A 25904-nucleotide genomic window follows, 5' to 3' on the forward strand; every position below is an offset into this window, starting at 1 on the left:
CCACATCCTCATCTCGTGCAGCGGACCGGGCGCTCCGGTCCTCGCGTCAGCGCTGGGTGGTCGTGTCCGTCGGCTCGTTGACCGGGCGGGAGCTGGTCACGTCACCGGGCGCGGCCTGGATGGTGCGCTGCGCCGCGGACGGCTCCTCGGCGGGCTGGGCGGAGGTGGTGGACGGCTTGCCCTCGTCCTTCATCGCCTTGGCCTCGCTCTTCAGGATGCGCGCGGACTTACCGAGCGAGCGCGCCATGTCCGGAAGCTTCTTGGAGCCGAACACGAGGACGATCACCAGAACCAGGAGCACCAGGTGCCACGGCTCAAGTGCGTTGCGGAACATAAGTCTTCACCTTCTCACTGAGGCGGGGCGGCTGGGCATGTCCGACTGGTCGGACAAGTGTCTGACCATCGTGCTGGCAGCGATCGTAACGCGCAGGGGTGAACGCAGGACAATCCCCGTGCATACTCCCGCTCTCTGCGGACCGCGCCTCGTTGTCCGGGCCGCGACCAGCAGCGTACCTGGCCGGACCGGCATGGTGACAGGGCGAAGTGACCCAAAGCGCACGAGTTGGGCGGTCAGAGCGCGTCCACGGCCCGTGCCGCGTCGGCGGTCGCCCGCTCCAGGTCCTCGGCCGCCCTGCTGATCCGGCGCGCGGAATCGGTGACCTGCTGCCCGAGGCGCCGCGCCGCCAGGAAGACCCGGACGGCGAGCACCCCCAGGACGGCGAGACCCAGGAAACCCAGCGCTACCGCGAACATCGGCCAGAACATGACGTCGAGACTAGACGGTGGAGTGCAGCCGCAGCGTCCTGACCCCACCGCCGGTGAGCAGTTCGACGATGCGCTCCCCCGCGGGCTTGCGCACGGCGGCGCCGCAGTCGGGGCAGGTGAAGGAGTAGAACGTGGTCCGGCTGGACGCCCCGATGGCGAGGCGCAGCGCGCCCGCGGCCAGCTCGAAGCGGCCCCGGCAGTCCGGGCAGCCCGCCTTGAACACCACGGGGGCGACTCTTCTCATCCCGGCGAAGGCGGTTGCCACCGTCATCTCACCAGCACCGGACGTCGGAGACTCGCTCATCGGCCTGCTCCTCTTCGTGGTCGCTCGGGGCGCGGGGGGCGCCGCTGGGGGTGTCCCGGTCTGCCTCTGCCGCGCCGTCGCGGCCGGCCGCCCACGCGGGCGGGGCCGTGTACCGGACCCGGCCCCGCGCCCCTGCGGGGCGCGTCTCACCGCCCCGTGTCGTACGCCGCCAGTGCCTCCGCCGCCGCCCGCCGGGCGCTGTCCGCCAGCTCCGGCGGGGAGACGATCCGGCCGTCGGCGCCGAGCCGCAGGGCGAGGCGGCGCAGGGAGGCCGGGTCGGGGGTGCGCAGAGTGATACGCAGCCCGCCGTCGGGAAGCTCATCGGCGCTGTCGTGCGGGTAGTACTCGGCGACCCAGCGGCCGCCGGGACCGACCTCGATCACGACCTCCGGGTCCTCGGCGGCCGGCTGCACCAGGGCCTCGGAGAGGTCCCGCAGCTCTATCTCGGGCGGCGCGGACGGCTCGTCGAGGATCCGGATCTCGGCGACCCGGTCGAGCCGGAAGGTGCGCCGGGCCTCGGAGCGGCGGCACCAGGCCTCCACGTAGGTGTGTCCGACGCTCACCAGGCGGATCGGGTCGATCTCGCGCTCGGTGACCTCGTCGCGGGCCGGGGAGTAGTAGCGGATCCACAGCCGGCGGCGTTCGGAGATGGCCCGGTCGACGTCGGCGAAGACGCCGCCTTCGGACTCGAAGGTCACCGACAGCCGGGAGCTGGCGCCGGCGGCCTCACCGGCGGCGGCCTCCACCTTGGCGGTGGCCCGCAGCAGGGCCTGGCGGTCGCTCTCGCGCAGGCCGGGCAGCGTGGCGACCGCGCGGGCGGCCACCAGCAGGGCGGTCGCCTCGTCGGCGGCGAGCCGGAGCGGCTCGGCGGCCTCCTCGCCGAGCGCGGCCGGATTGTGCCACCAGATGCGCTCGCCGTCGGTGTCGATGTCCAGCAGATCGCCGCCTCGGAAGCTGGTGCCGCACATGGGCAGAAGATCGAGGTCGGCGACCAGTTCGTCCTCGGTGATGCCGAAGGCGCGGGCGACGTCCGCGATGCGGGCGCCCGGGCGCTCCCGGAGATAGGTGACCAGGGAGAGCATCCGCCGGGTCTGGTCGATGGCGTTCACGGGCCTGACCGGTTTGCCTGCCACAGTCCTGCTCCCCCCTCAGCCCTTGGCCACGGCACGCAGCCGGTCCACGACGTCCGCGCGCAGCTCGGCCGGCTCCAGGACCACCACGTCCGGCCCGAACTCCACCAGCCAGGCGTCCAGCCCGTGCCCGTACGGAATCTCCAACTCGTCCCAGCCGTCGCCGAGTTCCCGGACCGCGGTGGCCTTCGCCCGAAGGGGGTAACCGGCGCCGGAGCGCAGCCGGATCAGGGCCGTGCGGTCGGCGATCTCGCCCGCCCAGCCGGCGACGGTCTCGCGCACGGTGACGACGTCGGGCACGGGAGCGGTGAAGCCCGTGCCGCGCGAGCGGACCCTGCCGGTGATCCGGGAGAGCCGGAAGACGCGCTCGGCCCCCCGGTCGCGGTCGAAGCCGGCCAGGTACCAGTGTCCGCGCCAGCACTCCAGCGCCCACGGCTCCACGGTGCGGACCTCGGGGCGGGCGGCGGAGGCCTTGCGGTACTCGAAGACGACGGGACGGCGGTCGCGGCAGGCCAGCATCAGCGGTTCGAAGGCGGCCTCGTGCACCGGGATGCGGGGTTCGAGCGCGCCGTGCGCCTCGTAGGGGTCGACATCCTCGGGGAGGCCCGCGGCGCGCAGCTTCTGCAGGGCGCCGCTCGCCGCACCGGCGAGGCGCGCCTGCTGCCACACCTTGGCGGCCAGGCCCAGGGCGGCGGCCTCCTCGGCGTCCAGGGTGATGGGCGGCAGGCGGTTGCTGTCGCGGCGGGCGAGGTAGCCGACCTCCCCGTCGAGGTTCTCGACGGTGTCGATGACGAGGCCCAGCTCGCGCAGGTCGTCCTTGTCCCGCTCGAACATGCGGTTGAAGGAGTCGTCGGTGCCCGCGGCGCCCTTGTCCGGCCGGGAGGCCGCGCCCCTCTCCGGCCTGGCGGCCTCGACGTACGCCTCGATGGAGTCGCGCAGCTCACGCTTGCTGAGCGGACGGCGCGCCCCCAGCAGGCACAGCGCGAGGTTCATCAGCCGCTCGGCCTTGGCAATGGCCATCGACGCCCTTCGCCTCCCCTTTTCATGCTTCCGACCGATGACCGTACCGCTCCTCGGTGCGGTGGCAAAAGCGAGGGCCCATGCCCGGGCAGGCATGGGCCCCGAGTGATCGGATCCGATCAGACGGCTCAGACGCCGAGGAGGTCCACCACGAAGATCAGGGTGGAGCCCGCCGGGATGGCGGGGGTCGGGCTCTGGTCGCCGTAGGCGAGGTGGGCCGGGATGGTCAGCTGGCGGCGGCCGCCGACCTTCATGCCCTGCACGCCCCGGTCCCAGCCCTGGATGACGCGGCCGGCGCCGAGCGGGAAGCGGAACGGGCTGTTGCGGTTCCAGCTCGCGTCGAACTCCTCACCCGTCTCGAAGGTCACGCCCACGTAGTGCACGGTGACGGTCTGGCCGGCCTGCGCGACCTCGCCGTCGCCCTCCCAGATGTCCTTGATCTCAAGGTCCTTCGGGGGCTCGCCGCCCGGGAAGTCGATCTCGGGCTTCTCGATGTTCACGTCAAACGCTCCTGCTGTGTACGACACGAATCGCCCCAGTCTTTCATCCCCGCGGCCCGCCCGCCGCGGGCGCCCCGGCGCTACATCGCCGCGAGGATGTCCACCGTGAACACGAGGGTGGAGCCCTTCTTGATGACACCGCCCCGCGGCGGGTTGTCGCCGTAGCCCAGCTCCGGCGGGACGACGACCAGCACCCGGCTGCCGACCTTCTTGCCGGTCAGCCCCTGGGACAGGCCCTTGACCACCTGCTGCATCCGCTGGAGGGAGAACTGGGCGAGCCGGCCCGAGTCGTACGTGCGCTCGAAGGTCTTGCCGCCGTCCCAGACCAGGCCCTGGAACTGGCACAGGACCGTCTGGTCGGCCTTCAGCTCGGCGCCGTCGCCCTCCAGGACGTAGGCGGACACCAGCTTCTTCGGCGGGGCGGTCTTCGGGACGGTGACCTTCGGGACGGCGCCGTCGGTGTTGGTGGCCACCTTCGGCAGGGCCGGGTCGGTCTGGGCGACCTCCTTGCCCTTGACGGAACTCTTGGAGTTGAAGGACTCGATCAGGTCGATGACGAAGACCAGGGTGTCGGTGCCCTTGATGCCCGCCTGCGCGTTGCCCTGCGGGCCGTAGCCCCAGGTGGGCGGGACGGCGATCTCGACGCGGCTGCCGGTCTTCTTGCCCGTGAGCGCGTACCGCCAGCCGTCGATGATGCTGCCCTGGGCCAGCTGCATCACCAGGGGGCTCCCCCGGTCGTAGGAGTTGTCGAAGACCTTGCCGGTGTCCCAGATCTGGCCCAGGTAGTTCGCCCGGATGAACTCGTTCTCGGCGACCGGGCGACCGGTGCCCGGGATCGCCGTCCTGACCGCGAGGTTCTTCGACGGCTCGCCCGTGCCCTTGGCCACGGTCGGCTTCTCGCCGAACTTCGTGCCCGCCGTGATCCCCGGCAGCGGTCCCTCCACGATCTTCGGCGGGGGTGCCGTGGTCGCCGTGGGCGTCGGCGAGGCACTCGCCTTGCTGGAGTCGGACTTGCCGTCACCGCACGCGGAGAGGGTGACCAGTCCCGCGGGTACGGCGGCGAGGAGGAGGGAGCGTCGGCGCACGGAAGGGCCTCGTAATCGGTCGATCTTGTGGATTGGCGTGCGCGCAACTCTACGACGCGAGAAGGGCGCCGTACGGAAAACGTACGGCGCCCGTGTGGCGTTCCTGCATTGCGGTGCGGTGCGGAAACGCTCGACTCTCCGCGCTTCGTCACATTCCGGCGATGAGCTTCTCCACCCGGTCGTCCACGGAACGGAACGGGTCCTTGCACAACACGGTGCGCTGTGCCTGGTCGTTGAGCTTCAGATGGACCCAGTCGACCGTGAAGTCCCTGCGCTGTTCCTGTGCCCGGCGGATGAAGTCGCCGCGCAGACGCGCCCGAGTGGTCTGCGGCGGAACCGACTTGCCCTCGAAGATCTTCAAGTCGTTGCAGACCCGAGCGGCTTGCCCCTTCCTCTCCAGCAGGTAGTACAGGCCGCGGCGGCGGTGGATGTCGTGGTAGGCGAGGTCTATCTGGGCGACCCGCGGGTGCGACATGGTCATGTTGTGCTTGGTGCGGTACCGCTCGATGAGCTTGTACTTCATGACCCAGTCGATCTCGGTGGCGATCCGGTCCAGCTCCTCGGTCTCGATCGCGTCGAGGGTGCGGCCCCACAGCTCCAGGACCTGGGCGACCGTGCCGGTGCGGATGCCGCGGCGGTCGCAGAAGTCCACGGCCTTGTCGAAGTACTCGCGCTGCACCTCCAGCGCGGAGGCCTCCCGGCCGCTGGCCAGGCGCACCTTGCGGCGGCCGGTGATGTCGTGGCTGACCTCGCGGATCGCCCGGATCGGGTTCTCCAGGGTGAGGTCGCGCATCACCGTGCCCGCCTCGATCATGCGCAGCACCAGGTCGGTCGCGCCGACCTTGAGCAGCATGGTCGTCTCGGACATGTTGGAGTCGCCGACGATGACATGCAGCCGGCGGTAGCGCTCGGCGTCCGCGTGCGGCTCGTCGCGCGTGTTGATGATGGGGCGCGAGCGGGTCGTGGCCGAGGAGACCCCTTCCCAGATGTGCTCGGCGCGCTGGCTGACGCAGTACACGGCGCCGCGCGGCGTCTGGAGCACCTTGCCGGCGCCGCACAGCAGCTGCCGGGTGACCAGGAAGGGGATGAGGATGTCCGCGAGCCGGGAGAACTCCCCGTGCCGCGCCACGAGATAGTTCTCGTGGCAGCCGTAGGAGTTGCCCGCCGAGTCGGTGTTGTTCTTGAAGAGGTAGACGTCGCCCGCGATTCCCTCCTCGTGCAGGCGTCGTTCCGCGTCCACCAGGAGTCCTTCGAGAATGCGCTCGCCGGCCTTGTCGTGGGTGACCAGTTCGATCACGTTGTCACATTCGGGTGTCGCGTATTCCGGATGTGAGCCCACGTCGAGATAGAGCCGGGCGCCGTTTCGCAGAAAGACATTGCTGCTGCGGCCCCATGACACGACACGGCGGAAGAGGTACCGCGCCACCTCGTCAGGCGACAGGCGGCGCTGTCCCCTGAACGTGCACGTGACGCCGTACTCGTTCTCCAGCCCGAAAATGCGGCGGTCCATGACTGAACATTACGCCCGATCCCCTGAGCTGAAACGGGGTTCGACAGCACGATTTGGATCATTTTCCGGTGAAGCCGCAACGACCGCACCCCGCGCGGGAGCTGCGAGGACCCGCCCGGTGGCGAGCAGGACCAGCAACGACACGGCGCCGGCGATGCCGGGGACGGCGAAGCCCCAGACCGTGCCCCCGGCCTGGACGACGGGCCCGGTGAGGCCCGTGCCGACCGAGGCGCCCACGGTGAACGTCGTCACGAGCCAGGAGAACGCCTCGGTGACGGTCCCGGCCGGCGCGTGCCGGTCCACGATGATGAACGCGCAGGCGATACAGGGCGCGAGGAACACCCCGGAGACCACCGTGAGCAGCACCATGGGCACCGCGCCCGGCGTCAGCGTCAACGGCAGGTAACAGACCGCCAGAAGCGCCACCAGCACGCGCAGTCGCCGCTCCGGCACACCGGTCCACCGCCGGGCGCCGTAGACGGTGCCGCCGGCGAGCGCGCCGAGGCCGAGCCCGGCCATCATCCAGCCGTAGACCGCGTCACCGCCGTGTCCGTCGGCGTACGACACCGACGCGACCGTGATGGAGCCGAGCGCGATGCCGACGAACAGGAAGGCGCCGAGCAGGGCGAGCAGGCCGGACGAGCGCAGGGCACCGAGCCAGTGTGCCTCGCGCGGGGCCGAGCGCCACGCGCGCGAGGGCGGCGAGACAACGACCCAGAGTGCTCCGAGGACACCCAGGAGGTTCAGCACCAGCAGTGCGGCCCGCTCGTCCCAGAGGGACACGCACAGGGTCACCAGCAGCGGTCCGACGGTGAACATGACCTCCTGCGCGATCGCGTCCATGGCGTACGCGGTGTGCACCTGCTCCTCGCCGCGCACCACGGACGGCCACAGGGCGCGCAGGCCGCCCTCCAGCGGCGGGGCGAACAGTCCGGCCGCCGCCACGGACGCGTAGGCGAGCGACAGCGGATCGGTGCCGCTGAACGCGAAGACGGCCATGGCGGCCGCGGCGAGCAGGGCGGCGGGCAGCTGGACGCGCGGCTGGCCGTACAGGTCCACGAGCCGGCCGAGCAGCGGCTGCCCGACGGCGTTGGCGACGCCGTAGACGGCCGCGAGCACGCCGGCGAGGCTGTAGGTGCCGCCCTCGGCGCGCACGAACAGCACCAGCGCGATCGCGGCCGTCGCGTTGGGCAGTCGGCCCACCAGCGTCCCCGTGAGCAGCCGCAGCGCGTGCCGCGCCCGGAGGATCTCCAGGTATCCCGTGGCCATGTCCGCCTTTCCCGTGGCTCGACCGGGACGCCTCGACGGCCCGAAGTTTTACGTATAACGTGCGCTCTCATACGTACCATGTGCGCTGTTCGGACGTCCAGGCGAGGGAGCAGTCACACGGTGGCACACAGCAGCACGCGCCCGACCAGCCGTGACGTCGCCCAGGCGGCCGGGGTCTCGCAGGCCGCCGTCTCGCTCGTGCTGGGCGACAAGTGGCGCGGCCGGGTCTCCGAGGCCACCGCCGAGCGGGTCCGCGGGGCCGCGCGCGCCCTGGGGTACCGGCCCAACCTCGCCGCCCGCAACCTCCGCCTCGGCCGCACCCGCACGGTCCTGCTCGTCGTCCCCGCCCTGACCACGGAGTTCTTCGCCGGCGTCTACACGGGTGCCGCGCGCGTGGCCGCCGAGCACGGCTTCGGCGTCGTCCTGTACCCCTCCCCCGAGGGCATCGGCCCGGCCCGGGACCCCTTCGCCTCGGCGCAGGCCGCCCTGGACGGCGTCATCGCCTCCTCGATGGCCGCCGACGCGCTCACCGCGATCCGGGGCGACCAGCTGCCCCTGGTCATGCTCGACAGCGACCCGGAGGGCAGCACCGGCGCCGCGACGGTCAACCTGGACATCGCCGACGGTGTCCGGCAGGTCACCGAGCATCTGCTGGGCCTCGGCCACCGCCGGGTGCTGCATCTCGCCGCCGACGTGCCGTCCTGGACCTTCGAACTGCGCGCGCGGGAGCTGGCCGCGCGCATGGCGGCCGTGCCCGGCACCGAGGTGCGCACCGCCCGCGCCCCCATCTCCATCGAGGGCGCCCTGGCCGCCACCGAGGCCGCGCTCACCGCCCCCGGCCCGCGTCCCACCGCCGTGGTGTGCGACGACGACAAGCTCGCCGCCGGGGCCTACAAGGCCGTGCGCCGGTTGGGCCTGCGCATCCCGGACGACATCTCGGTCACCGGCCTCGACGACCTCGCCCTGGCCACCGCGATCGACCCAGAGCTGACGACGGTACGACTCGACGCCGAGCTGTTCGGCGAGCGTGGCATGCGGGCCCTGCTGGCCGTCCTGGAAGGCGCTGTGCCCGAGGGCGGGGACATCCCGGTCCACTTGGTCGTCCGGGGCTCCACGGCGCCGCCACGCGGCGACTGAGCGCCCCGAAGGGGCGCGAGGCTGCGTCCGTCATGCGGCCACGGCGAACCCACGGCCCTCTGCGCGCAGCGTTCAGCGGCTCTCCGGCACCTCGGCCGACGGCGCGAAGCCGGAGCGGCACTGGAGCCGGACGCTGCGTTCCGACGGCCAGACGATCAGGCTCTGCATGCCGTGCTCACGGGCGTGCTCGCGCAGGGCGGCCGGCAGCAGCGGGCGCCGAGGCTACGGCGGGCTACGGGAGAGAGTGCCCCGGCCAGGACAGGCAGTACGGCCGGAGCACCTCGCTGAGCGGGAGAGGGGGCGGGCTACTCCTCCCCGGACTCCTCGCCCTCCCCTGGCTCCTCGGCGCTCTCCGCCTCGGTGGCCGCGCCGTCCGCCTCCAGCAGGCGGGCGAGCTGGCGGCCGACGATGCGCTTGAACTTGCGCTTCTGCGGACGCGTGCGGTCCAGCACCGCGACCTCCAGGCGCTCGGCGGGGATCTCCCGCTGGGTGCCGTTGGGCTCGCGGGACAGGGCCTTGACGGCGAGCTTCAGCCCCTCGGCCAGGGTCATGCCCTCCCGGTGCTCGCGGTCCAGGTAGGTGCTGATCTGCTCCGCGTTGCCGCCGACCGCGACCGAGCCGTGCTCGTCCACGATCGAGCCGTCGTGCGGCAGCCGGTAGATCTGGTCGCCCTCGGGGGTCTCCCCCACCTCGGCGACGACGAGCTCCACCTCGTACGGCTTCTCGGCGGCCGAGGAGAAGATCGTGCCCAGCGTCTGGGCATAGACGTTGGCGAGGCCGCGGGCGGTGACGTCGTCGCGGTCGTAGGTGTAGCCGCGCAGGTCGGCGTAGCGGACGCCGCCGATGCGCAGGTTCTCGTACTCGTTGTACTTGCCGGCGGCCGCGAAGCCGATCCGGTCGTAGATCTCGCTGAACTTGTGCAGCGCGCGGGACGGGTTCTCACCGACGAACACGATGCCGTCGGCGTACTGCAGCACGACCAGGCTGCGGCCGCGGGCGATGCCCTTGCGGGCGTACTCGGCCCGGTCGGCCATGGCCTGCTGGGGTGAGACATAGAACGGCGTCGACACCGGTTATCCGTCCCTTTCTGTCATGGTCACTGGATCACCTTGATAAGAACCGGGGTCCGCTGCTTCAGAGCAGGGCGGCCTTGGGGCCGTCGGGCTCCTCCAGGCGGCGCTGGAGCACCGCGCGGGAGAGCTCGGAGGCCTCGTCCTCGCTGAGCCGGCGGAAGCCGTCCTCGGTGATCACGGTGATGATCGGGTAGATCCGGCGGGCGACATCGGGACCGCCGGTCGCCGAGTCGTCGTCTGCCGCGTCGTAGAGGGCCTGGACCACCAAAGTGGTGGCCTGCTCCTCGGTGAGGTCGTCACGGAACAGCTTCTTCATCGCACCGCGCGCGAAGATCGAGCCGGAGCCCGTCGCCGCGAAGTTGTGCTCCTCGCTGCGCCCGCCCGTGACGTCGTAGGAGAAGATCCGTCCCTTCTCGCGGTCCACGTCGTAGCCGGCGAAGAGGGGGACCACGGCGAGGCCCTGCATGGCCATGCCGAGGTTGGAGCGGATCATCGTCGACAGCCGGTTGGCCTTGCCCTCCAGGGAGAGCTGGGCGCCCTCGACCTTCTCGAAGTGCTCCAGCTCCAGCTGGAAGAGCTTGACCATCTCGACGGCCAGACCGGCGGTGCCGGCGATGCCCACCGCGGAGTACTCGTCCGCCGGGAAGACCTTCTCGATGTCCCGCTGGGCGATGACGTTGCCCATCGTGGCCCGGCGGTCACCGGCGAGCACCACGCCGCCGGGGAACGTCACGGCCACGATGGTCGTACCGTGCGGCGCCTCCAGCACGCCCTGTGTGGGCGGCAGCCGGCGGTTGCCCGGCAGCAGCTCGGGCTGGTGCTCGGAGAGGAAGTCCATGAACGAAGAAGAGCCTGGCGTCAGGAAGGCTGCTGGTAGACGCCCGGTGCCACGAGTATTGGCTTCCACAAGTTTCCTTCCAACTAAGCGATATAGCACGGACCCTACCCGGGTCCCGGCGGTGATCCACATGCCCGGCCGAAGCCGGTACGGGAAACGAAGACTGCCCGCGGCCCGGACTTGTCCGGCCGCGAGCAGCGCTTCGTCGTCCGCTCATCGGCCACTCACGACTCCCCCACCCTCGAACCTTTGATTCGAAGGCAAGGACGGGCTACTGTCCGCCCTTTTGCACGAAGGAGCGCACGAAGTCCTCGGCGTTCTCCTCCAGGACGTCGTCGATCTCGTCCAGGACGGAGTCCACGTCGTCGGACAGCTTCTCGTGGCGCTCCTTGAGGTCCTCGGAGGCCTGCGCGTCCTGCGCCTGCTCCTCGACTTCCTCGGTGGAGCGTGTGGCCTTCTGCTGGCCGCCGCCGGTGTCCTTCGTTGCCATAACCCTCACCCCGCTCAGTTCGCCTGCCGATCGGTGATGATCAGACCCTACAAGCCGGGTCCGACATCGGCCCCGCAGTTTCCACAACGTGCGGGGGCCACCTCGATGATTCCCGGGCGGGCGCATTTCCACCCTGCCCACCCGGTGCGGTCCGGGTACCCCGCCGGCCGTGCTCAGCCGCCCGACAGGACCCTGACCAGGTCTTCCGCCGTGCGGCAGCGGTCCAGCAGCTCCTTGACGTGATTTCGCGTTCCGCGTAGTGGTTCCAGGGTTGGGACGCGCTGCAGCGAGTCCCGGCCCGGCAGGTCGAAGATGACCGAGTCCCAGCTCGCGGCGGCCACGTCGTCCGCGTACTGCTCCAGGCAGCGGCCGCGGAAGTACGCGCGCGTGTCCTCCGGCGGCTTCGTACGGGCCCGCTCCACCTCGGCCTCGTCCAGCAGCCGCTTCACGCGTCCCCGGGCCGCCAGCCGGTTGTACAGGCCCTTCTCGGCGCGCACGTCGGCGTACTGGAGGTCGACCAGATGCAGCCGGGCCGCGTCCCAGTCGAGGCCGTCCCGGCGGCGGTAGCCCTCCATCAGCTCCCGCTTGGCGACCCAGTCCAGCTCGCCGGCCAGGCTCATGGGATCGTTCTCCAGCCGGTTGAGCGTGTCCTCCCAGCGGGTCAGGACGTCCTTCGTCTGCTCGTCCGCGTCGGCGCCGTAGCGCTCCTCCACGTACTTGCGGGACAGCTCGTAGTACTCCATCTGCAGCTGGACCGCGGTGAGTGTGCGGCCGCTGCGCAGCGTGACCAGGCGCTTGAGGCCGGGGTCGTGCGAGACCTGGTGGAGGGTGCGCACGGGCTGGTCGACCGCGAGGTCCACCGCGATGAAGCCGTCCTCGATCATCGACAGCACCAGGGCGGTCGTCCCCAGCTTCAGATAGGTCGAGATCTCCGAGAGGTTCGCGTCGCCGATGATCACATGCAGTCGCCGGTACTTCTCGGCGTCCGCGTGCGGCTCGTCGCGGGTGTTGATGATCGGGCGCTTGAGGGTCGTCTCCAGGCCGACCTCGACCTCGAAGTAGTCCGCGCGCTGGCTCAGCTGGAAGCCGTGCTCGTGCCCGTCCTGGCCGATGCCGACGCGGCCCGCCCCGGCGAAGACCTGACGGGAGACGAAGAAGGGCGTCAGGTGCCGCACGATGTCCGAGAAGGGGGTTTCCCGCTTCATCAGGTAGTTCTCGTGCGTGCCGTAGGAGGCGCCCTTGTTGTCGGTGTTGTTCTTGTAGAGGTGGATCGGCTGGGCGCCGGGCAGCTGCGCGGCCCGCTCGGCGGCTTCGGCCATGATCCGCTCGCCGGCCTTGTCCCACAGGACGGCGTCGCGCGGGTTGGTCACCTCGGGGGCGCTGTACTCGGGGTGGGCGTGGTCGACGTACAGCCGTGCGCCGTTGGTGAGGATCACGTTGGCGAGGCCGATGTCCTCGTCGGTGAGCTGGCTGGCGTCGGCGGCCTCCCTGGCGAGGTCGAAGCCCCGCGCGTCCCGCAGCGGATTCTCCTCCTCGAAGTCCCAGCGGGCCCGGCGGGCCCGGTGCATCGCCGCCGCGTAGGCGTTGACGATCTGGGACGAGGTGAGCATGGCATTGGCGTTGGGGTGGCCGGGGACGGAGATCCCGTACTCCGTCTCGATGCCCATTACTCGCCGTACGGTCATGCGGCCCTCCTTGCCCGGCGGCACCCTCGGTCGTGGGCGCCGCTCACGTGCCACCGGAGCCCCGGTGCGTGCGCGGTGCCCGTCCCCGCACGGCGCGACTCGGCGGCAGGAACGAGCCTAGAACGCCTTTGCGCTGGTGGGGAGATCATTTGCGTCATTGCCTGCTCCGGTCGTGGCCGGTCGTGGCCGGAAAAACAGAGGGCTGCGGGTACCCGCCGAGGGCACCCGCAGCCGCCCTGTCTTTACAGGTACTGACCGGTGTTCGCCACCGTGTCGATGGAGCGTCCGGTGTCCGCGCCCTGCTTTCCGGTGATGAGCGTACGGATGTACACGATCCGCTCGCCCTTCTTTCCGGAGATCCGGGCCCAGTCGTCCGGGTTGGTGGTGTTGGGCAGGTCCTCGTTCTCCTTGAACTCGTCCACACAGGCCTGGAGCAGGTGGGAGACGCGAAGGCCCTTCTGGCTCTTCTCCAGGAAGTCCTTGATCGCCATCTTCTTGGCGCGGCCCACGATGTTCTCGATCATGGCGCCGGAGTTGAAGTCCTTGAAGTAGAGGACTTCCTTGTCGCCGTTGGCGTAGGTGACCTCCAGGAAGCGGTTCTCCTCGGACTCGGCGTACATCTGCTCGACCGCCGTCTGGATCATGCTCTGGACGGTGGTGGCCTTGTCGCCGCCGTGCTCGCCGAGGTCGTCGGCGTGCAGCGGCAGGCGCTCGGTGAGGTACTTGCCGAAGATGTCCTTGGCCGCCTCGGCGTCCGGACGCTCGATCTTGATCTTCACATCGAGCCGGCCGGGGCGCAGGATGGCGGGGTCGATCATGTCCTCGCGGTTGGAGGCGCCGATCACGACCACGTTCTGCAGGCCCTCCACGCCGTCGATCTCGGCGAGCAGCTGCGGGACGATGGTGTTCTCCACGTCCGAGCTGACGCCGGAGCCACGGGTGCGGAAGAGGGACTCCATCTCGTCGAAGAAGACGATGACCGGGGTGCCCTCGCTGGCCTTCTCGCGTGCGCGCTGGAAGACGAGGCGGATCTGCCGCTCGGTCTCGCCGACGTACTTGTTGAGCAGCTCGGGACCCTTGATGTTCAGGAAGAAGCTCTTGCCGGCGGCCTGGCCGGTGACCTCGGCGACCTTCTTGGCCAGCGAGTTCGCGACGGCCTTGGCGATGAGCGTCTTGCCGCAGCCGGGCGGGCCGTAGAGCAGCACGCCCTTGGGCGGGCGCAGCTCGTGCTCCTTGAACAGGTCCGGGTAGAGGTACGGCAGCTCGACCGCGTCGCGGATGGCCTCGATCTGGTTGCCGAGGCCGCCGATCTGGTCGTAGCCGATGTCCGGGACCTCTTCGAGGACGAGTTCTTCGACCTCGCTCTTGGGCACGACCTCGTAGACGTAGCCGGAGCGGGGTTCGAGCAGCAGGGCGTCGCCGGCGCGGATGGTGACGTCCAGGAGCGGCTCGGCGAGCCGCACCACCCGCTCCTCGTCGGTGTGTCCCAGGACGAGGGCGCGCTCGCCGTCCTCCAGGATCTCCTTGAGGGTCACGATGTCGCCGACGCGCTCGAACTCCATGGCCTCGACCACGTTGAGCGCTTCGTTGAGCATGACTTCCTGGCCGCGCCGCAGGTCGTCGAGGTCGACGCCCGGGCTCACGTTCACCCGGAGCTTGCGGCCGCCGGTGAAGATGTCGGCGGTGCCGTCCTCGTTCGCCTGCAGGAAGACTCCGAAGCCGGCCGGCGGCTGGGCGAGCCGGTCGACCTCTTCCTTGAGGGCCACGATCTGGTCGCGGGCCTCGCGGAGGGTGTTGGCCAGCCGTTCGTTCTGGGCGGACACGCCGGCCAGGTTGGTCTGCAGCTCGACGATCCGCTCTTCGAGAATCCTCGTGTGTCGCGGAGAGTCGGCGAGCTTGCGTCGCAGGACGGCGATCTCCTGCTCAAGGTAGGCGATCTGCCCGGCCGGGTCGTCGGACCCTCGTCCCGGGCGGATGCCGCGGTTCATGTCGTCGTCGTGGGCTGCCACGGTCCTCACCTCCTCCAAGGGGAGCTGGACGCTTCCAGACCCTACCTGGGTGGGTGTCGATTGAAACCCCTAGATCACCAAGACTGTCAAGGTGTGTCGTCGGTCACCCGGTGCGCTCTCCCTCGCACGGAGGGGATACCCACTCAACGTGATGGGGAAGCAGCTTGTTCCAGGCATCGCGTGGTCGAATTCCTTCAAAGCTGGCCGGAGTTGTCCGCTCCGGGCCGGTCGGGCCGTATGCGGGCAGCCCGCAGTACGCTCGCGCGGCCATCACGCAGAGCGACGGTACGGGCGGACGGTGTCACCGCCGGTGCGGCCTGAAGTGGCCGTTCCCCTGGCCGGGACTCCCCTGTCCTGGTCGGGCGCTCGTACCCGGGCACGATCGGGCGGAAACCATGTCACCGGCGGAAGGAGGCCCGAAAGCGCCGGAGGTAGGGTCGAGGGGTCTTCAACAGCCGCTGGAGCGGACCCGGCTGGCGCCCGCGCCGCCCGGACCGCCCGGCGAACCGGAACGGCAGGAGAGGTGACCGTGCAGCAGGAGGCCCCGGGCGGCGAGGCGCTGGAGGTCTGGATCGACCAGGACCTGTGTACCGGCGACGGGATCTGCGCCCAGTACGCCCCCGAGGTGTTCGAGCTGGACATCGACGGGCTCGCCTATGTCAAGGGCGCGGACGACGAGCTGCTGCAGAGCGCGGGCGCGACGACGCCGGTGCCGCTGCCGCTGCTCGCGGACGTGGTGGACTCGGCGAAGGAGTGTCCGGGCGAGTGCATCCATGTGCGACGTGTTTCGGACAGGGTCGAGGTGTACGGGCCCGACGCGGACTGAGTCCCCGCCGGGCCCGTGTACCGCCACGGCGCGGGTCAGACGCTGTGGGCGTCGGCGGGCGTGGAGCGGACGAACGCGTTGCCGCTCCACCTCCAGCTGACCTGGGTCTTCACGTCCGGGCAGCAGTTGGGCACGGAGGCCGAGGAGTAGCCGAGCAGGGTGGCGCCGACCGTACCCGCGCGCAGGGAGAAGCCGGTGACGGTGAGCCGGTCCCGGGGGCTCACGAGGGTGGCGACGACCCGCGGCCTGCCGCCGTCGGACGGGCGGGTGACGACGTAGACCCCGTCCGGCGGGGTACCCATGGCGGTGTCGCAGTGCACCACCGCGACCGTCTCCGGTCTGCCGTCGCCGTCCAGGTCTCCACTGGCCTGCTTCGCGACCACCGCCTTCACCGGACCGCAGTCCAGCGGGAAGGCCACGCCGGTGGTGCCGGGCGGTGCGACGGCCGCGTGGGCGGTCTTGGGCTGGGTGCCGGTGGCGGCCGTGGCGGAGCCGGGCTGCACGACGGAGGAGAGCGCCATGACCCCGGCGACGGCCGTGGCGGTGGCGACCCAGTGGATGGGCCTGGTCTGGGTGTGGGCGAGCTCCGGAACGGCGGATTGCTGCACGAGGAGTGTCTCCTGTGAGGGCTGTGCCGGTGGGGGTGGCCTGCATGGTGCCACACGTCACAGTGCGGGGGAACGGCGGGGTCCGGGATTGCCGTGGGCGCGGCACCCGCGCGCGCGTGGGCGGTGCGCACCGCGGGGCCGGCACTCCTGGCACCGCGTCAACGCACAGGCGCCGTGCCCGAGTTCCCGCCGGAGCGGGGAACTCGGGCACGGCGCCCTCGCGTTGAGCTGATGCGCGGTGCTGCGCGCGGTCGGTCAGCGGCCGGCGCCGCCGTCGGCGTTCGGCCCGGCGTAGTCCTCGCCGTACGCGCCCTTGGCGGGGCGGCGGCGGCGCATGGGCGGCTCGACGCCGTCCGCGAGGCGGCGGGCGGTGAGCAGGAAGCCGGTGTGGCCGATCATCCGGTGGTCCGGGCGGACCGCCAGGCCCTCGATGTGCCAGTTGCGGATCATGGTCTCCCAGGCGGTCGGCTCGTTGAAGCAGCCGATCTCCCGGATGGACTCCACGGTCCGGGCGAGCTGGGTGGTGGTGGCCACGTAAGCGCACAGGATGCCGCCGGGGACGAGCGCCTTGGAGACGGCCTCCAGGCACTCCCAGGGGGCGAGCATGTCGAGGATGACGCGGTCGACGTCGGTGTCGGAGAGGTTGTCCTGCAGGTCGCCGACGGTGAGCTGCCAGGCGGGGTGCGGGCCGCCGAAGTAGCGCTCCACGTTCGCCCGCGCGATCTCGGCGAAGTCCTCGCGGCGCTCGTAGGAGTGCAGCATGCCCTGGTCGCCGATGGCGCGCAGCAGGAAGCTGCTGAGCGAGCCGGAGCCGACACCGGCCTCCACGACGCGCGCGCCGGGGAAGATGTCGGCGAAGGCGAGGATCTGCCCCGCGTCCTTCGGGTAGACGACGGCTGCCCCGCGGGGCATGGACAGGACGTAGTCGGGGAGCAGGGGGCGCAGCGCGAGGTAGGCCACGTTGCCGGTGGTGCGGACAACGCTGCCCTCGGGAGCGCCGATCAGTTCGTCGTGCGGGAAGGAGCCCTTGTGGGTGTGGAAGTTCTTCCCTGCTTCGAGCGTGAACGTGTAGTGGCGGCCCTTGGGGTCGGTCAGCTGTACCTGGTCCCCGACCTTGAAGGGCCCGCGCCTGCGGGCGGCACCGGTCGGTTCGGACATGTGACCAGACTACCGGCCCCGGCGGGGCCCGCCGACCACTAGGCGGACGGGCGGGCCATCGCCTTCACGAAGGCGCGCTCGACGTCCGCCGCCGACAGGACGCCGTAGATCTCGCCGGTCTCCTCGACGACCAGGTACTCGGTGGCCGGGGTGGCCCGCAGGACGTCGAGGAGGTCCTCGCCGGCCAGCTCGGCGGAGACGCGCATGCCCTCGGTGAGGTCCTGGGCGAGGCCGCTGACCGCGACCCAGGGGCGGCGGTGTTCGGGTACGCCGACGATGGCGGCCTCGCGGACCAGGGAGACCGGGTTGCCGTGGGCGTCCACCACGACCAGGGCCCGGGCGCCGGCCGCGTTGGCGCGGCGCAGGGCCTCCGAGAGCGGGGTGTCGGTCTCGACCGGCACGGCACGCCGGGTGAGGGTACGGGCGCGCAGCTCGGGGAGGTGCTCGCGCAGCCGGGCCATGCGCAGGCTGTTGCCGGCGCCGGTCCAGATGATGGCGGCGAGGATGGCGGCGAGCAGGGCGTCGGTGACGGTGTCCATGCCGCCCGCCTGGGTGCCGTCGCCGCCGAGCGCGCCGGACTGGTTGAGCAGCGGCAGCCCGATCAGGACGGCGACGGCGAGCGCGCGGCCGACCCAGGCGGCGGCGACGGTGCCGCTCATCGGCCGGTCGGTGATCTTCCAGACGACGGCGCGGAGCATGCGGCCGCCGTCGAGGGGCAGGCCGGGCAGGAGGTTGAAGACCGCCACGATCAGGTTGGAGATCATCAGCCCGGCGAGCAGGACACCGGGGACGGAGCGGGGCTCGAAGGGCCGCATCGCGAGGTAGAACACCCCGGAGAGGACGAGGGAGAGCAGGGGCCCGACGAAGGCCAGCACGAACTCGCGGCCCGGGGTCTCGGCCTCCTTCTCGATCTCGGAGACACCGCCGAAGAACTGCAGCTGGATGCGGCGGACCGGGAGCTTGAAGCGGATCGCGGCGACCGTGTGGGCCAGTTCGTGGACCAGGACGGAGGCGTAGAACGCGACCGCGAAGAACAGGGAGACCAGGTAGCGGGCGGCGCCCAGCTCGGGCAGCACGCGGTCGAGCTGGCCGCCGAAGACCCAGGTGATCAGCGCGGCGACGAGGAACCAGCTGGGCGCCACGTACACCGGCACCCCGAAGGGCCGCCCCATGAGGATGCCCCCGCCCGGCTCCTTGGGCCGCGGCTGCGGCGGCTCCCCCTTGGCGATACCGGAGTGGGCGAGGGAGCGGTGTTCGGAGCGGTCCGCGTGGGGGGACCGGTCGGTGGGGGCAGCGGGGTGGTCGGTGGGGGTGCTCGGCGGGTCGGCGACACCGGCGGGGTCGGCCGGGGCGCTGCCGGGGGCGGGGCGGCTGCCGTCGGGACCGGTGCCGGTGCCCCCGGACCGGGCTTCGGCCCCACCAGTGCCCGCGTCCGCGGCGTCTTCGCCCCGGGGGGCGCTGTCCCCGGCGGGTTCCGGTGCGCCCTCGGTGGGGGCGGTCGCAGGAGGGTGGGGGTCCGGGAGCCGGTCGGCGGGGTCGGTCGTCGGGGCCGTAGGACCCGCGGGGTGCTCGGCCGGCTCGTCGTTGCCGGGCCGCGGCTGCCCGCTCCCGCCGCTCACGTCCACGGTGTCCCCTCGTTCGAAGCGTCTTCCGCACCTGCCGGCCGAAAGGTTCTGAGGTCGATGGTATGCGGCCGTGGTGGCGTGTTCCGCCCCGGCACCCCTTGACTTCGCCCCGTGGTCGCGTTGACTTCGCCCCGTGGTCGCGGGGCGGCGCGGACGGCGACCGGGTCACTGTCAGTGGCGGGCCGTAAGGTCTGTGGGCATGGACAGCAGCTTCGAGGACACGGCGGCCGCACCCGTCGCCATGGCGCCCACCTCCCTGTCGCCCTCCCGGGCCGGCGATTTCATGCAGTGTCCGCTGCTGTACCGGTTCCGGGTGATCGACCGGCTGCCGGAGAAGCCGAGCGAGGCGGCGACGAGAGGCACGCTGGTGCACGCCGTGCTGGAGCGGCTGTTCGACGCGCCGGCGGTGGAGCGCACCGCGCCGCGGGCCAAGTCGCTCATCCCGGGCCAGTGGGACCGGCTGCGGGAGAGCCGGCCGGAGGTGACGGAGCTGTTCGCCGACGACCCGGAGGGCGAGCGGCTGGCGCGCTGGCTCGGGGAGGCCGAGCGGCTGGTGGAGCGCTGGTTCACGCTGGAGGATCCGACGCGCCTGGAGCCCGCCGAGCGGGAGCTGTTCGTCGAGGCCGAGCTGGAGTCGGGGCTGCGGCTGCGCGGGATCATCGACCGCGTGGACGTCGCGCCGACCGGTGAGGTGCGGATCGTCGACTACAAGACGGGCAAGGCGCCCAGGCCCGAGTACGCCGAGGGCGCGCTGTTCCAGATGAAGTTCTACGCCCTGGTGGTGTGGCGGCTGAAGCAGGTCGTGCCGCGCCGGCTGCAGCTCGTCTACCTCGGCAGCGGGGACGTGCTGACGTACGACCCGGTTCCCGCGGACCTGGAGCGTGTGGAGCGCAAGCTGCACGCGTTGTGGGAGGCCATCCGGCAGGCCACGGAGACCGGCCAGTGGCGGCCCCGCCCGACCAAGCTGTGCGGCTGGTGCGATCACCAGGCGCACTGCCCGGAGTTCGGGGGCACTCCCCCGCCCTATCCGCTGCCGGTGAGGGCGGCGGGCCCGGAGGCCGGGGCGCAGGGCAGAATGGGCCCGGACTAGCGAAGGAGTGTCACGTGGCCATCCGTGTCCTACTGGTCGACGACCAGCCCCTGCTGCGTACGGGTTTCCGGATGATCCTGGAGGCCGAGCAGGACCTCGCGGTCGTGGGCGAGGCCGGTGACGGCCTGCAGGCCCTCGATCAGGTGCGGGCCCTGCAGCCGGACGTCGTGCTGATGGACATCCGTATGCCGCGGATGGACGGTGTGGAGGCGACCCGGCAGATCACCGGTCCCGACCGGTCCGGACCGGCGAAGGTGCTCGTGCTGACCACGTTCGACCTCGACGAGTACGTGGTCGAGGCGCTGCGCGCCGGAGCCAGCGGCTTCCTGCTGAAGGACGCCCCGGCCAACGAGCTGGTGCAGGCGATCCGCGTGGTCGCGGCCGGCGAGGCGATGCTGGCGCCGAGCATCACGCGCCGGCTGCTGGACAAGTACGCCACGCATCTGCCCTCCGGCGAGGAGCCCGTGCCGGACACCCTGCACACCCTCACCGACCGTGAGGTGGAGGTGCTGAAGCTGGTGGCGCGCGGGCTGTCCAACGCGGAGATCGCCGCCGATCTGTTCGTCAGCGAGACGACGGTCAAGACGCACGTCGGGCATGTGCTCACCAAGCTGGGCCTGAGGGACCGGGTGCAGGCCGCGGTGTACGCGTACGAGAGCGGGCTCGTGCGTCCTGGCGCGCAGTAGGCGGCCCGGACACGGCGAAGGGCGCCGCCGCCTCCGCGGGAGAGGGCGGCGCCCTTCGCGTCCGTACCGCTCAGCCCTTGCTGAGTTCCCAGAACCGGAACACCGTCGAGGCGTCCAGGCAGTACTCCAGCCCGTAGGCCCCGTCACGGGCCACCGCGTACTGCTTGGCCTGCCAGACGGGCAGGACGGGCAGTTCGGCGGCGACGATGTCCTGGAGCGTGCCGAAGTCCTTGTCGGTGGCGGCGCGGTCTCTCTGCGCGGCGGTCTTCGGGATGAGCGTGCCGGTGATGGCGCCGTTGCTGTAGTTGTTGTCCAGCACGTTGCCCTTGCCGAAGAAGGGGGCCGTGAAGTTGTCCGCGTCCGGGTAGTCCGGTACCCAGCCCTTCACATACACGCCGTACTTGCCGGCGGCGATGTCCTTCTCGTACTGGTCGAAGGCGACCGACCTGACGTCGGCGTCGAACAGGCCGCTGGCGTTGAGCTGTCCGGCGATGGCCTTCAACTCGTCGTCGGTGGCGGGGCCGTAGCGCGACGGCGTGGACCACAGGGTGATCTTGACCTTGCCGGTGATGCCGGCGGCGCGCAGGGCCTCGGCGGCCCTGGCCCGGGAGGGGCGGGCGCCGTAGGTGTCGAAGAAGGCCGTGTTGTGGCCGACGATGCCCGCCGGGATGATCGAGTACAGCGGGGTCGCGGTGCCCTGGTAGACATTCTTGATGAGGGCATCGCGGTCGACGAGGTAGGCCATGGCCTTGCGGACGCCGAGCTTGCCGGCGACCGGGTCCTTCATGTTGAAGACCAGGTGCTGGACCTCGGCGCTGCTGCCCTCGATGACGTTGACGCCCTTGCTGCCGCCCTGCTTGTCGAGGCCGGCGATGTCGGAGGCGGAGAGGCCTCGGTAGGCGAGGTCGACGCCGCCGTCGAGGAGGGCCTTCTTCAGGGCGGCGCGGTCGCCGTGGAAGAACTTCAGGGTGACACCGGAGTTCTTGACCTTCGCGGTGCCCTTGTAGCGGGTGTTGACCGAGAAGACCGCCTTGTCCTGGCCGAAGGAGTCCAGCTTGTAGGGGCCCGAGCCGACGGCCTTGTGGTCGGTGCGCAAGGAGTTCGCGGCGTACTGGCGGTGGTCCACGATGGAGCCGGCGCCGGAGGCGAGCTTGCTGGGGAAGGTGGCGTCGGGGACCTTCAGACGGAAGACGACCGTCTTCGCGTCCGGGGTGTCGACCGAGCCGAGCATCGGGAACATGATCGCGGGCCCGGACGAGTCGTTGATCTTCAGCATGCGGTCGAAGGAGAACTTCACGTCCTGCGAGGTGAGGGCGTCACCGTTGCTGAACGTCAGGCCGTCCTTCAGTTCGCACCGGTAGACCATGGCCCGTCCGTCGGTGAAGCCGCACTGCTTCGCCAGTTCGGGCTGGGGCTCGGTGCCTCCCTTCGGGAAACTGAGCAGCGACTGGAAGACGTTGTCGAACAACAGCCAGGAACCGGGGTCGTAGCCGGATGCGGGGTCCGTGGCGAGGACGTCGTCGGACATCCCCATCACCACGGAAGAGCCGGTACCCCCGGAATCACCGCTCTCCGATCCGCAGCCGGTCAAAAGGCCGGAGGCCAGTCCCGCCACGATGGGCAGAACTGGCCACTGGTTGCGCATGTTCACTGCATGTGCCTTGTCGTCGGTTCCGTCACCCCGGGGCCGCCGTCCTGGCCCCGGGGCCCGGGGCAGCCGTCCCTGGCCCCCGGATGAGGAGAGCCGTCAGCCGCTCACACCGCGGCCCAGCTCCCACAGCTGAAGTGTCGAGGACGAGTTGAGGGCATAGGAGACACCCGTGATGTCGTCCCGTGCGGCGACGTACTGCTTGCCCTGCCACAGCGGCAGGATCGGGACGTCGTCGGCGACGATGTCCTGGATCTGGGTCAGGCTCTTGGAGGCGCTGAGCCGGTCGGCCTCGCGGCGGGAGGCGGGGATCAGCGTGTGCTCGATGGTGGTGTTGGAGTACGGCGAGCCGAGGGTGTTGTTCTCGTCGAGGAACGGCGCGAGGAAGTTGTCGGCGTCGGGGAAGTCGGGGAACCAGCCCATGCCGTAGACGTCGTACTGGCCCTTCTTCTCGGCGGGCCGGAACTCGGTCCAGGGGTGGCCCTGGACCGAGGCGTCGAACAGGCCGCTGTCGTTGAGCTGCTTCTGCAGGATGTCGAACTCCTGCTTCGTCGCCGAGCCGTAGTGGTCGGTGGTGTAGTGCAGCGTCAGCTTCACCGGGGTGGTGATGCCCGCCCGCGTCAGCAGGTCCTTCGCCTTGGCCACGCTGGGGTTGCCGTACTTGTTGAAGAACGAGTTGGAGTGGCCGGTGATGGTCGCCGGGACGAGCGAGTACAGCGGCTCGGCCTGGGTGCCGTAGACCTTGGAGACCAGTTCGCCGCGGTTGATCAGCTGGGCCATGGCCTGGCGGACGGCCTTCGACTTCACGCTGGGCGCGTCGGTGTTGAAGGCCAGGTAGCGGATCTCCAGGCCCGGCATGTCGACCAGCTCGACCTTGGCGGAGCCGCCCGAGTCCAGCTTCTGGATCTGCGCGGGGTCCATGGTGCGGGTCATGACGTCGATCTCGCCCTTGCCGATCGCCGTGCCCATGGCGGCGGCGGAGTCGTAGGAGCGCATCACGACCTTGTTGTTGTTCACCGTCACGGCGCCCTTGTACGAGGGGTTCTTCGTGAAGGTGGCGCTGACGACCTCGTTGTCCTTGACGTCGGCCTGGAAGGTGTAGGGGCCGGAGCCGTCCACCGAGAAGCCGTCGCGCAGCTTGTCCTTGTCGTAGTTCTTCGGGTCGACGATGCCCGCGACCGGAGTGGACAGCTTGTACGGGAAGGTGGCGTCGGCCGTCTTGAGGTGGAAGATGACCTGCCGGTCGCCCTGGGTCTCGACCGTCTGGATGGTGTTCAGCAGGGAGGCGACACCGCTGTCGGCCTTGATGCGCAGCGCCCGCTCGATGGAGTACTTGACGTCCTCGGCGGTCACCGCGTCGCCGTTGGCGAACTTCAGGCCGTCGCGCAGCGTGCAGGCGTAGCGCTCGCTGCCGCTGTCGGTGAAGCCGCAGCTCTCGGCGGCGTCCGGGACGGGGTCGCCCTCGCCCTTCGGCTGGGCCATCAGCGTCTGCTGGGTCTGACGCAGGACGTTCCAGGTGCCGACGTCGTAGGCGTAGGCGGGGTCGAGGGGCGCTGGGGCGTCCTTCGTGGCGGTGAACCGGTCCGTGGTGCCGACGACGATGGCGTCGCCGCTCTTGCCCCCGCCGCCGGATCCGCCGCACGCGGCGAGAACCGGGGTGAGCAGGCCGGCCACCGCCGGCAGCACCAAAGTCTTGCGGTTCATGCGGGAGTTTCTCCAGAGCTGTTCGGTTCCGGGTATCCGGCACGCGGGGTGGTGCGGCGGAAACGCGGGGGATGCGGCGATGTTCTCGCGATGAGATTAGTCCGCGCCCGCAGCGGGGTTCACGGCCGCGCGAGTTGACCCGCCATCACGCAGCGGAACCGGCCGTGGACGCACAGAAAACCCGACAGCGACAGGATTCGTGCAGCTTTCCATCAATCGGGACACAAGGAACCACCGATTCCCCCCGGCCGGGACCGTTCAGCACACTCGGGCAACGCTGTCGAGGCCCGCCAGGGTGGGGAACGTCACACTCCAACTGTGTGGCCGATCAGTGGAATTCGGCCGCGGAGGCCTGGGTGAATTCCTCTCGCGGGTACTTCCCCGGATATTCGTCCAGCGGGGCAATGGGGTTTGTACGGTGGGTGAACAGTCAGCCCATTTCCGTCATCAGGCCGCGCAGAAATGCCAGGTCGACCTCTTCCAGGGAGGTCACGACGGTGCGCCCGGCGGCCCGGGCGATGGGGGCGACGGACGGTACGGCGACCACACGGCAGCCCGCGGCCTCGGCCGCGGCGACCCCCGTCGCGGTGTCCTCGACGACCGCGCAGCGGGCCGGCTCGGCGCCGAGCCCGGCCGCGGCGAGCAGATAGGGGTCGGGGTAGGGCTTGGTGCGCGAGACCTCGTCACCGGCGATGGACAGGGTGAAGTGCTGCGGGCCGAGGATGTCCAGCACGCGGTCGATGATGCGCCGGTGGGAGGCCGAGACCAGGGCCGTGGGCACGGCCTGCTCGTGCAGTTCGGCGAGCAGCCTGGCGGCGCCCGGCATCAGCGGCAGGGCGCGGCCGATGCGGTCCTCGAAGCCCTCGTTGAGCAGCACGCTGAGTTCGGCGAGGGTGATGTCGGCGCCGGTGGCCTCGATGAGGAAGCCGGCGCTGCGGGTCATGGGTCCGCCGACCACGACGTGCCGCCAGGCCTCGTCCAGGGTGTGGCCGAGCGCGCTGAAGACCTCGACCTCGACGTCCCACCAGAATCCCTCGGTGTCCACCAGGGTGCCGTCCATGTCGAGGAGCACCGCCTGCAGATCCGAGTCCTGGGCCGTACGGGTTCGCAGGGCGGGGACCGGGCGGGGGACCGTACTGGTCATCCACGCACCTCCTTGAGGGACGAGCAGGCCGGTTCCCGTGCGGGAACCGGCCTGCGATGGGCCGACAAGTGTACGTCCTGCGCGACCGGAACGCCTCGTTTACCACTCGGGTCAGGGGGTACCCCGGCAAACACCCCCGGCGCAGGCCAGAGGGCCTGAGGCGTGCGCCCGGCCGACGCCCCCACGGCACGGGAAACCGCGCCGCACGGCCCCCGGCCGGCAGGGGCCGCCGCTCACCGGGCGTTGAAGTACTTCGCCTCGGGGTGGTGGATCACGATGGCGTCCGTGGACTGCTCGGGGTGCAGCTGGAACTCCTCGGACAGGTGGACCCCGATCCGCTCGGGCTGGAGCAGCTCGGCGATCTTGGCGCGGTCCTCCAGGTTCGGGCAGGCGCCGTAGCCGAGGGAGAAGCGCGCGCCGCGGTACCTCAGGGCGAACATGTCCTCGATGTCGGCCGGGTCCTCACCGGCGAAGCCCAGCTCGGCGCGGACGCGGGCGTGCCAGAACTCGGCGAGTGCCTCGGCCAACTGCACGGACAGGCCGTGGAGTTCGAGGTAGTCGCGGTAGGCGTTGGCCTCGAACAGCCTGGCGGTCTCCTCA

25 protein-coding genes are annotated in these 25904 nt (G+C 70.8%); 4 read left to right on the forward strand and 21 right to left on the reverse strand.

What is annotated here, in order from left to right:
- Positions 1-46: 46 nt before the first annotated feature.
- The 9 genes from tatA to ACZ60X_RS24770 form a co-directional block, all read right to left on the reverse strand.
- Positions 47-334, reverse strand: coding sequence for a Sec-independent protein translocase subunit TatA (gene tatA, locus ACZ60X_RS24730; RefSeq protein WP_469602315.1), 288 nt, complete (start codon positions 332-334; stop codon positions 47-49).
- Between the two features lie 236 nt (positions 335-570).
- Positions 571-765: a hypothetical protein gene (locus tag ACZ60X_RS24735; RefSeq protein ID WP_469602317.1), complete on the reverse strand. Its 195-nt coding sequence runs from the start codon at positions 763-765 to the stop codon at positions 571-573.
- Positions 766-775: 10 nt separating this feature from the next.
- Entirely contained in the window at positions 776-1069 is a 294-nt protein-coding gene (locus ACZ60X_RS24740) for a hypothetical protein (protein WP_469602320.1), read from the reverse strand.
- A gap of 146 nt (positions 1070-1215) precedes the next feature.
- On the reverse strand, positions 1216-2202 hold the full coding sequence (locus ACZ60X_RS24745; protein WP_469602323.1) for a helix-turn-helix transcriptional regulator: 987 nt from the start codon (positions 2200-2202) through the stop codon (positions 1216-1218).
- A 15-nt stretch (positions 2203-2217) separates the two neighbouring features.
- On the reverse strand, positions 2218-3219 hold the full coding sequence (locus ACZ60X_RS24750; RefSeq protein WP_469602327.1) for a helix-turn-helix transcriptional regulator: 1002 nt from the start codon (positions 3217-3219) through the stop codon (positions 2218-2220).
- Between the two features lie 128 nt (positions 3220-3347).
- Positions 3348-3719, reverse strand: a complete 372-nt coding sequence (locus ACZ60X_RS24755; RefSeq protein ID WP_469602329.1) for an FKBP-type peptidyl-prolyl cis-trans isomerase — start codon at positions 3717-3719, stop codon at positions 3348-3350.
- Positions 3720-3799: 80 nt separating this feature from the next.
- Positions 3800-4804: an FKBP-type peptidyl-prolyl cis-trans isomerase gene (locus ACZ60X_RS24760; RefSeq protein ID WP_469602332.1), complete on the reverse strand. Its 1005-nt coding sequence runs from the start codon at positions 4802-4804 to the stop codon at positions 3800-3802.
- A gap of 148 nt (positions 4805-4952) precedes the next feature.
- On the reverse strand, positions 4953-6314 hold the full coding sequence (pafA, locus tag ACZ60X_RS24765; RefSeq protein WP_469602335.1) for a Pup--protein ligase: 1362 nt from the start codon (positions 6312-6314) through the stop codon (positions 4953-4955).
- 9 nt (positions 6315-6323) lie between these two features.
- Entirely contained in the window at positions 6324-7583 is a 1260-nt protein-coding gene (locus tag ACZ60X_RS24770) for an MFS transporter (protein WP_469602337.1), read from the reverse strand.
- Between the two features lie 120 nt (positions 7584-7703).
- Here ACZ60X_RS24770 and ACZ60X_RS24775 point away from each other — a divergent pair, with 120 nt between their 5' ends.
- Positions 7704-8720: a LacI family DNA-binding transcriptional regulator gene (locus tag ACZ60X_RS24775; protein ID WP_469602340.1), complete on the forward strand. Its 1017-nt coding sequence runs from the start codon at positions 7704-7706 to the stop codon at positions 8718-8720.
- 305 nt (positions 8721-9025) lie between these two features.
- On the opposite strand, the gene prcA is transcribed toward ACZ60X_RS24775, so the two are convergent.
- The 5 genes from prcA to arc form a co-directional block, all read right to left on the reverse strand.
- A complete protein-coding gene (prcA, locus tag ACZ60X_RS24780; protein WP_469602343.1) occupies positions 9026-9790 on the reverse strand; it encodes a proteasome subunit alpha in 765 nt (254 codons plus the stop codon).
- 64 nt (positions 9791-9854) lie between these two features.
- Entirely contained in the window at positions 9855-10700 is an 846-nt protein-coding gene (prcB, locus tag ACZ60X_RS24785; protein WP_469602346.1) for a proteasome subunit beta, read from the reverse strand.
- Between the two features lie 202 nt (positions 10701-10902).
- Positions 10903-11121, reverse strand: coding sequence for a ubiquitin-like protein Pup (locus tag ACZ60X_RS24790; RefSeq protein WP_030608326.1), 219 nt, complete (start codon positions 11119-11121; stop codon positions 10903-10905).
- A gap of 173 nt (positions 11122-11294) precedes the next feature.
- Entirely contained in the window at positions 11295-12806 is a 1512-nt protein-coding gene (gene dop / locus ACZ60X_RS24795; RefSeq protein WP_469602349.1) for a depupylase/deamidase Dop, read from the reverse strand.
- Between the two features lie 242 nt (positions 12807-13048).
- The gene (gene arc, locus ACZ60X_RS24800; protein WP_469602352.1) at positions 13049-14815 is read right to left on the reverse strand and encodes a proteasome ATPase; all 1767 of its coding nucleotides are present in this window, start codon (positions 14813-14815) and stop codon (positions 13049-13051) included.
- Positions 14816-15338: 523 nt separating this feature from the next.
- Between arc and ACZ60X_RS24805 the strand changes: the two genes are divergently transcribed.
- The gene (locus ACZ60X_RS24805; RefSeq protein ID WP_469602355.1) at positions 15339-15641 is read left to right on the forward strand and encodes a ferredoxin; all 303 of its coding nucleotides are present in this window, start codon (positions 15339-15341) and stop codon (positions 15639-15641) included.
- 35 nt (positions 15642-15676) lie between these two features.
- On the opposite strand, the gene ACZ60X_RS24810 is transcribed toward ACZ60X_RS24805, so the two are convergent.
- The 3 genes from ACZ60X_RS24810 to ACZ60X_RS24820 all read right to left on the reverse strand — a co-directional run bounded on the left by ACZ60X_RS24810 (position 15677) and on the right by ACZ60X_RS24820 (position 19032).
- Positions 15677-16249 (reverse strand): hypothetical protein, encoded by a 573-nt coding sequence (locus ACZ60X_RS24810; RefSeq protein ID WP_469602357.1) that lies wholly within the window; start codon positions 16247-16249, stop codon positions 15677-15679.
- Between the two features lie 255 nt (positions 16250-16504).
- Positions 16505-17407: a tRNA (adenine-N1)-methyltransferase gene (locus tag ACZ60X_RS24815; protein ID WP_469602359.1), complete on the reverse strand. Its 903-nt coding sequence runs from the start codon at positions 17405-17407 to the stop codon at positions 16505-16507.
- Between the two features lie 38 nt (positions 17408-17445).
- On the reverse strand, positions 17446-19032 hold the full coding sequence (locus tag ACZ60X_RS24820; RefSeq protein WP_469602362.1) for a site-2 protease family protein: 1587 nt from the start codon (positions 19030-19032) through the stop codon (positions 17446-17448).
- A gap of 199 nt (positions 19033-19231) precedes the next feature.
- Between ACZ60X_RS24820 and ACZ60X_RS24825 the strand changes: the two genes are divergently transcribed.
- Both ACZ60X_RS24825 and ACZ60X_RS24830 read left to right on the forward strand, forming a co-directional pair.
- A complete protein-coding gene (locus ACZ60X_RS24825; protein WP_469602365.1) occupies positions 19232-20122 on the forward strand; it encodes a RecB family exonuclease in 891 nt (296 codons plus the stop codon).
- 14 nt (positions 20123-20136) lie between these two features.
- The gene (locus ACZ60X_RS24830; RefSeq protein WP_071375780.1) at positions 20137-20808 is read left to right on the forward strand and encodes a response regulator; all 672 of its coding nucleotides are present in this window, start codon (positions 20137-20139) and stop codon (positions 20806-20808) included.
- A 70-nt stretch (positions 20809-20878) separates the two neighbouring features.
- On the opposite strand, the gene ACZ60X_RS24835 is transcribed toward ACZ60X_RS24830, so the two are convergent.
- The 4 genes from ACZ60X_RS24835 to ACZ60X_RS24850 all read right to left on the reverse strand — a co-directional run.
- Entirely contained in the window at positions 20879-22459 is a 1581-nt protein-coding gene (locus ACZ60X_RS24835) for an ABC transporter substrate-binding protein (protein ID WP_469602368.1), read from the reverse strand.
- A 96-nt stretch (positions 22460-22555) separates the two neighbouring features.
- Positions 22556-24160 carry an ABC transporter substrate-binding protein gene (locus ACZ60X_RS24840; protein WP_469602371.1) on the reverse strand — a complete coding sequence of 535 codons (1605 nt, stop codon included), beginning with the start codon at positions 24158-24160 and terminating at the stop codon, positions 22556-22558.
- Positions 24161-24590: 430 nt separating this feature from the next.
- Positions 24591-25304 carry an HAD family hydrolase gene (locus tag ACZ60X_RS24845; RefSeq protein WP_469602374.1) on the reverse strand — a complete coding sequence of 238 codons (714 nt, stop codon included), beginning with the start codon at positions 25302-25304 and terminating at the stop codon, positions 24591-24593.
- 233 nt (positions 25305-25537) lie between these two features.
- Positions 25538-25904, reverse strand: a 367-nt coding sequence (locus ACZ60X_RS24850; RefSeq protein WP_469602376.1) for a vitamin B12 dependent-methionine synthase activation domain-containing protein, incomplete at its 5' end; no start/stop codon positions are given.

The sequence above is a fragment of the Streptomyces sp. NPDC104106 genome (assembly GCF_055584345.1).

Bases quoted from the DNA above. Each gene is read 5' to 3' on its own strand.
- ACZ60X_RS24825 (WP_469602365.1), top strand. From the start codon at position 19,232: ATGGACAGCAGCTTCGAGGACACGGCGGCCGCACCCGTCGCCATGGCG.
- ACZ60X_RS24770 (WP_469602337.1), bottom strand. From the start codon at position 7,583: ATGGCCACGGGATACCTGGAGATCCTCCGGGCGCGGCACGCGCTGCGG.
- ACZ60X_RS24750 (WP_469602327.1), bottom strand. From the start codon at position 3,219: ATGGCCATTGCCAAGGCCGAGCGGCTGATGAACCTCGCGCTGTGCCTG.
- ACZ60X_RS24790 (WP_030608326.1), bottom strand. From the start codon at position 11,121: ATGGCAACGAAGGACACCGGCGGCGGCCAGCAGAAGGCCACACGCTCC.
- ACZ60X_RS24735 (WP_469602317.1), bottom strand. From the start codon at position 765: ATGTTCTGGCCGATGTTCGCGGTAGCGCTGGGTTTCCTGGGTCTCGCC.
- ACZ60X_RS24815 (WP_469602359.1), bottom strand. From the start codon at position 17,407: ATGTCCGAACCGACCGGTGCCGCCCGCAGGCGCGGGCCCTTCAAGGTC.
- dop (WP_469602349.1), bottom strand. From the start codon at position 12,806: ATGACCGTACGGCGAGTAATGGGCATCGAGACGGAGTACGGGATCTCC.
- ACZ60X_RS24740 (WP_469602320.1), bottom strand. From the start codon at position 1,069: ATGAGCGAGTCTCCGACGTCCGGTGCTGGTGAGATGACGGTGGCAACC.
- ACZ60X_RS24845 (WP_469602374.1), bottom strand. From the start codon at position 25,304: ATGACCAGTACGGTCCCCCGCCCGGTCCCCGCCCTGCGAACCCGTACG.
- pafA (WP_469602335.1), bottom strand. From the start codon at position 6,314: ATGGACCGCCGCATTTTCGGGCTGGAGAACGAGTACGGCGTCACGTGC.
- ACZ60X_RS24840 (WP_469602371.1), bottom strand. From the start codon at position 24,160: ATGAACCGCAAGACTTTGGTGCTGCCGGCGGTGGCCGGCCTGCTCACC.
- tatA (WP_469602315.1), bottom strand. From the start codon at position 334: ATGTTCCGCAACGCACTTGAGCCGTGGCACCTGGTGCTCCTGGTTCTG.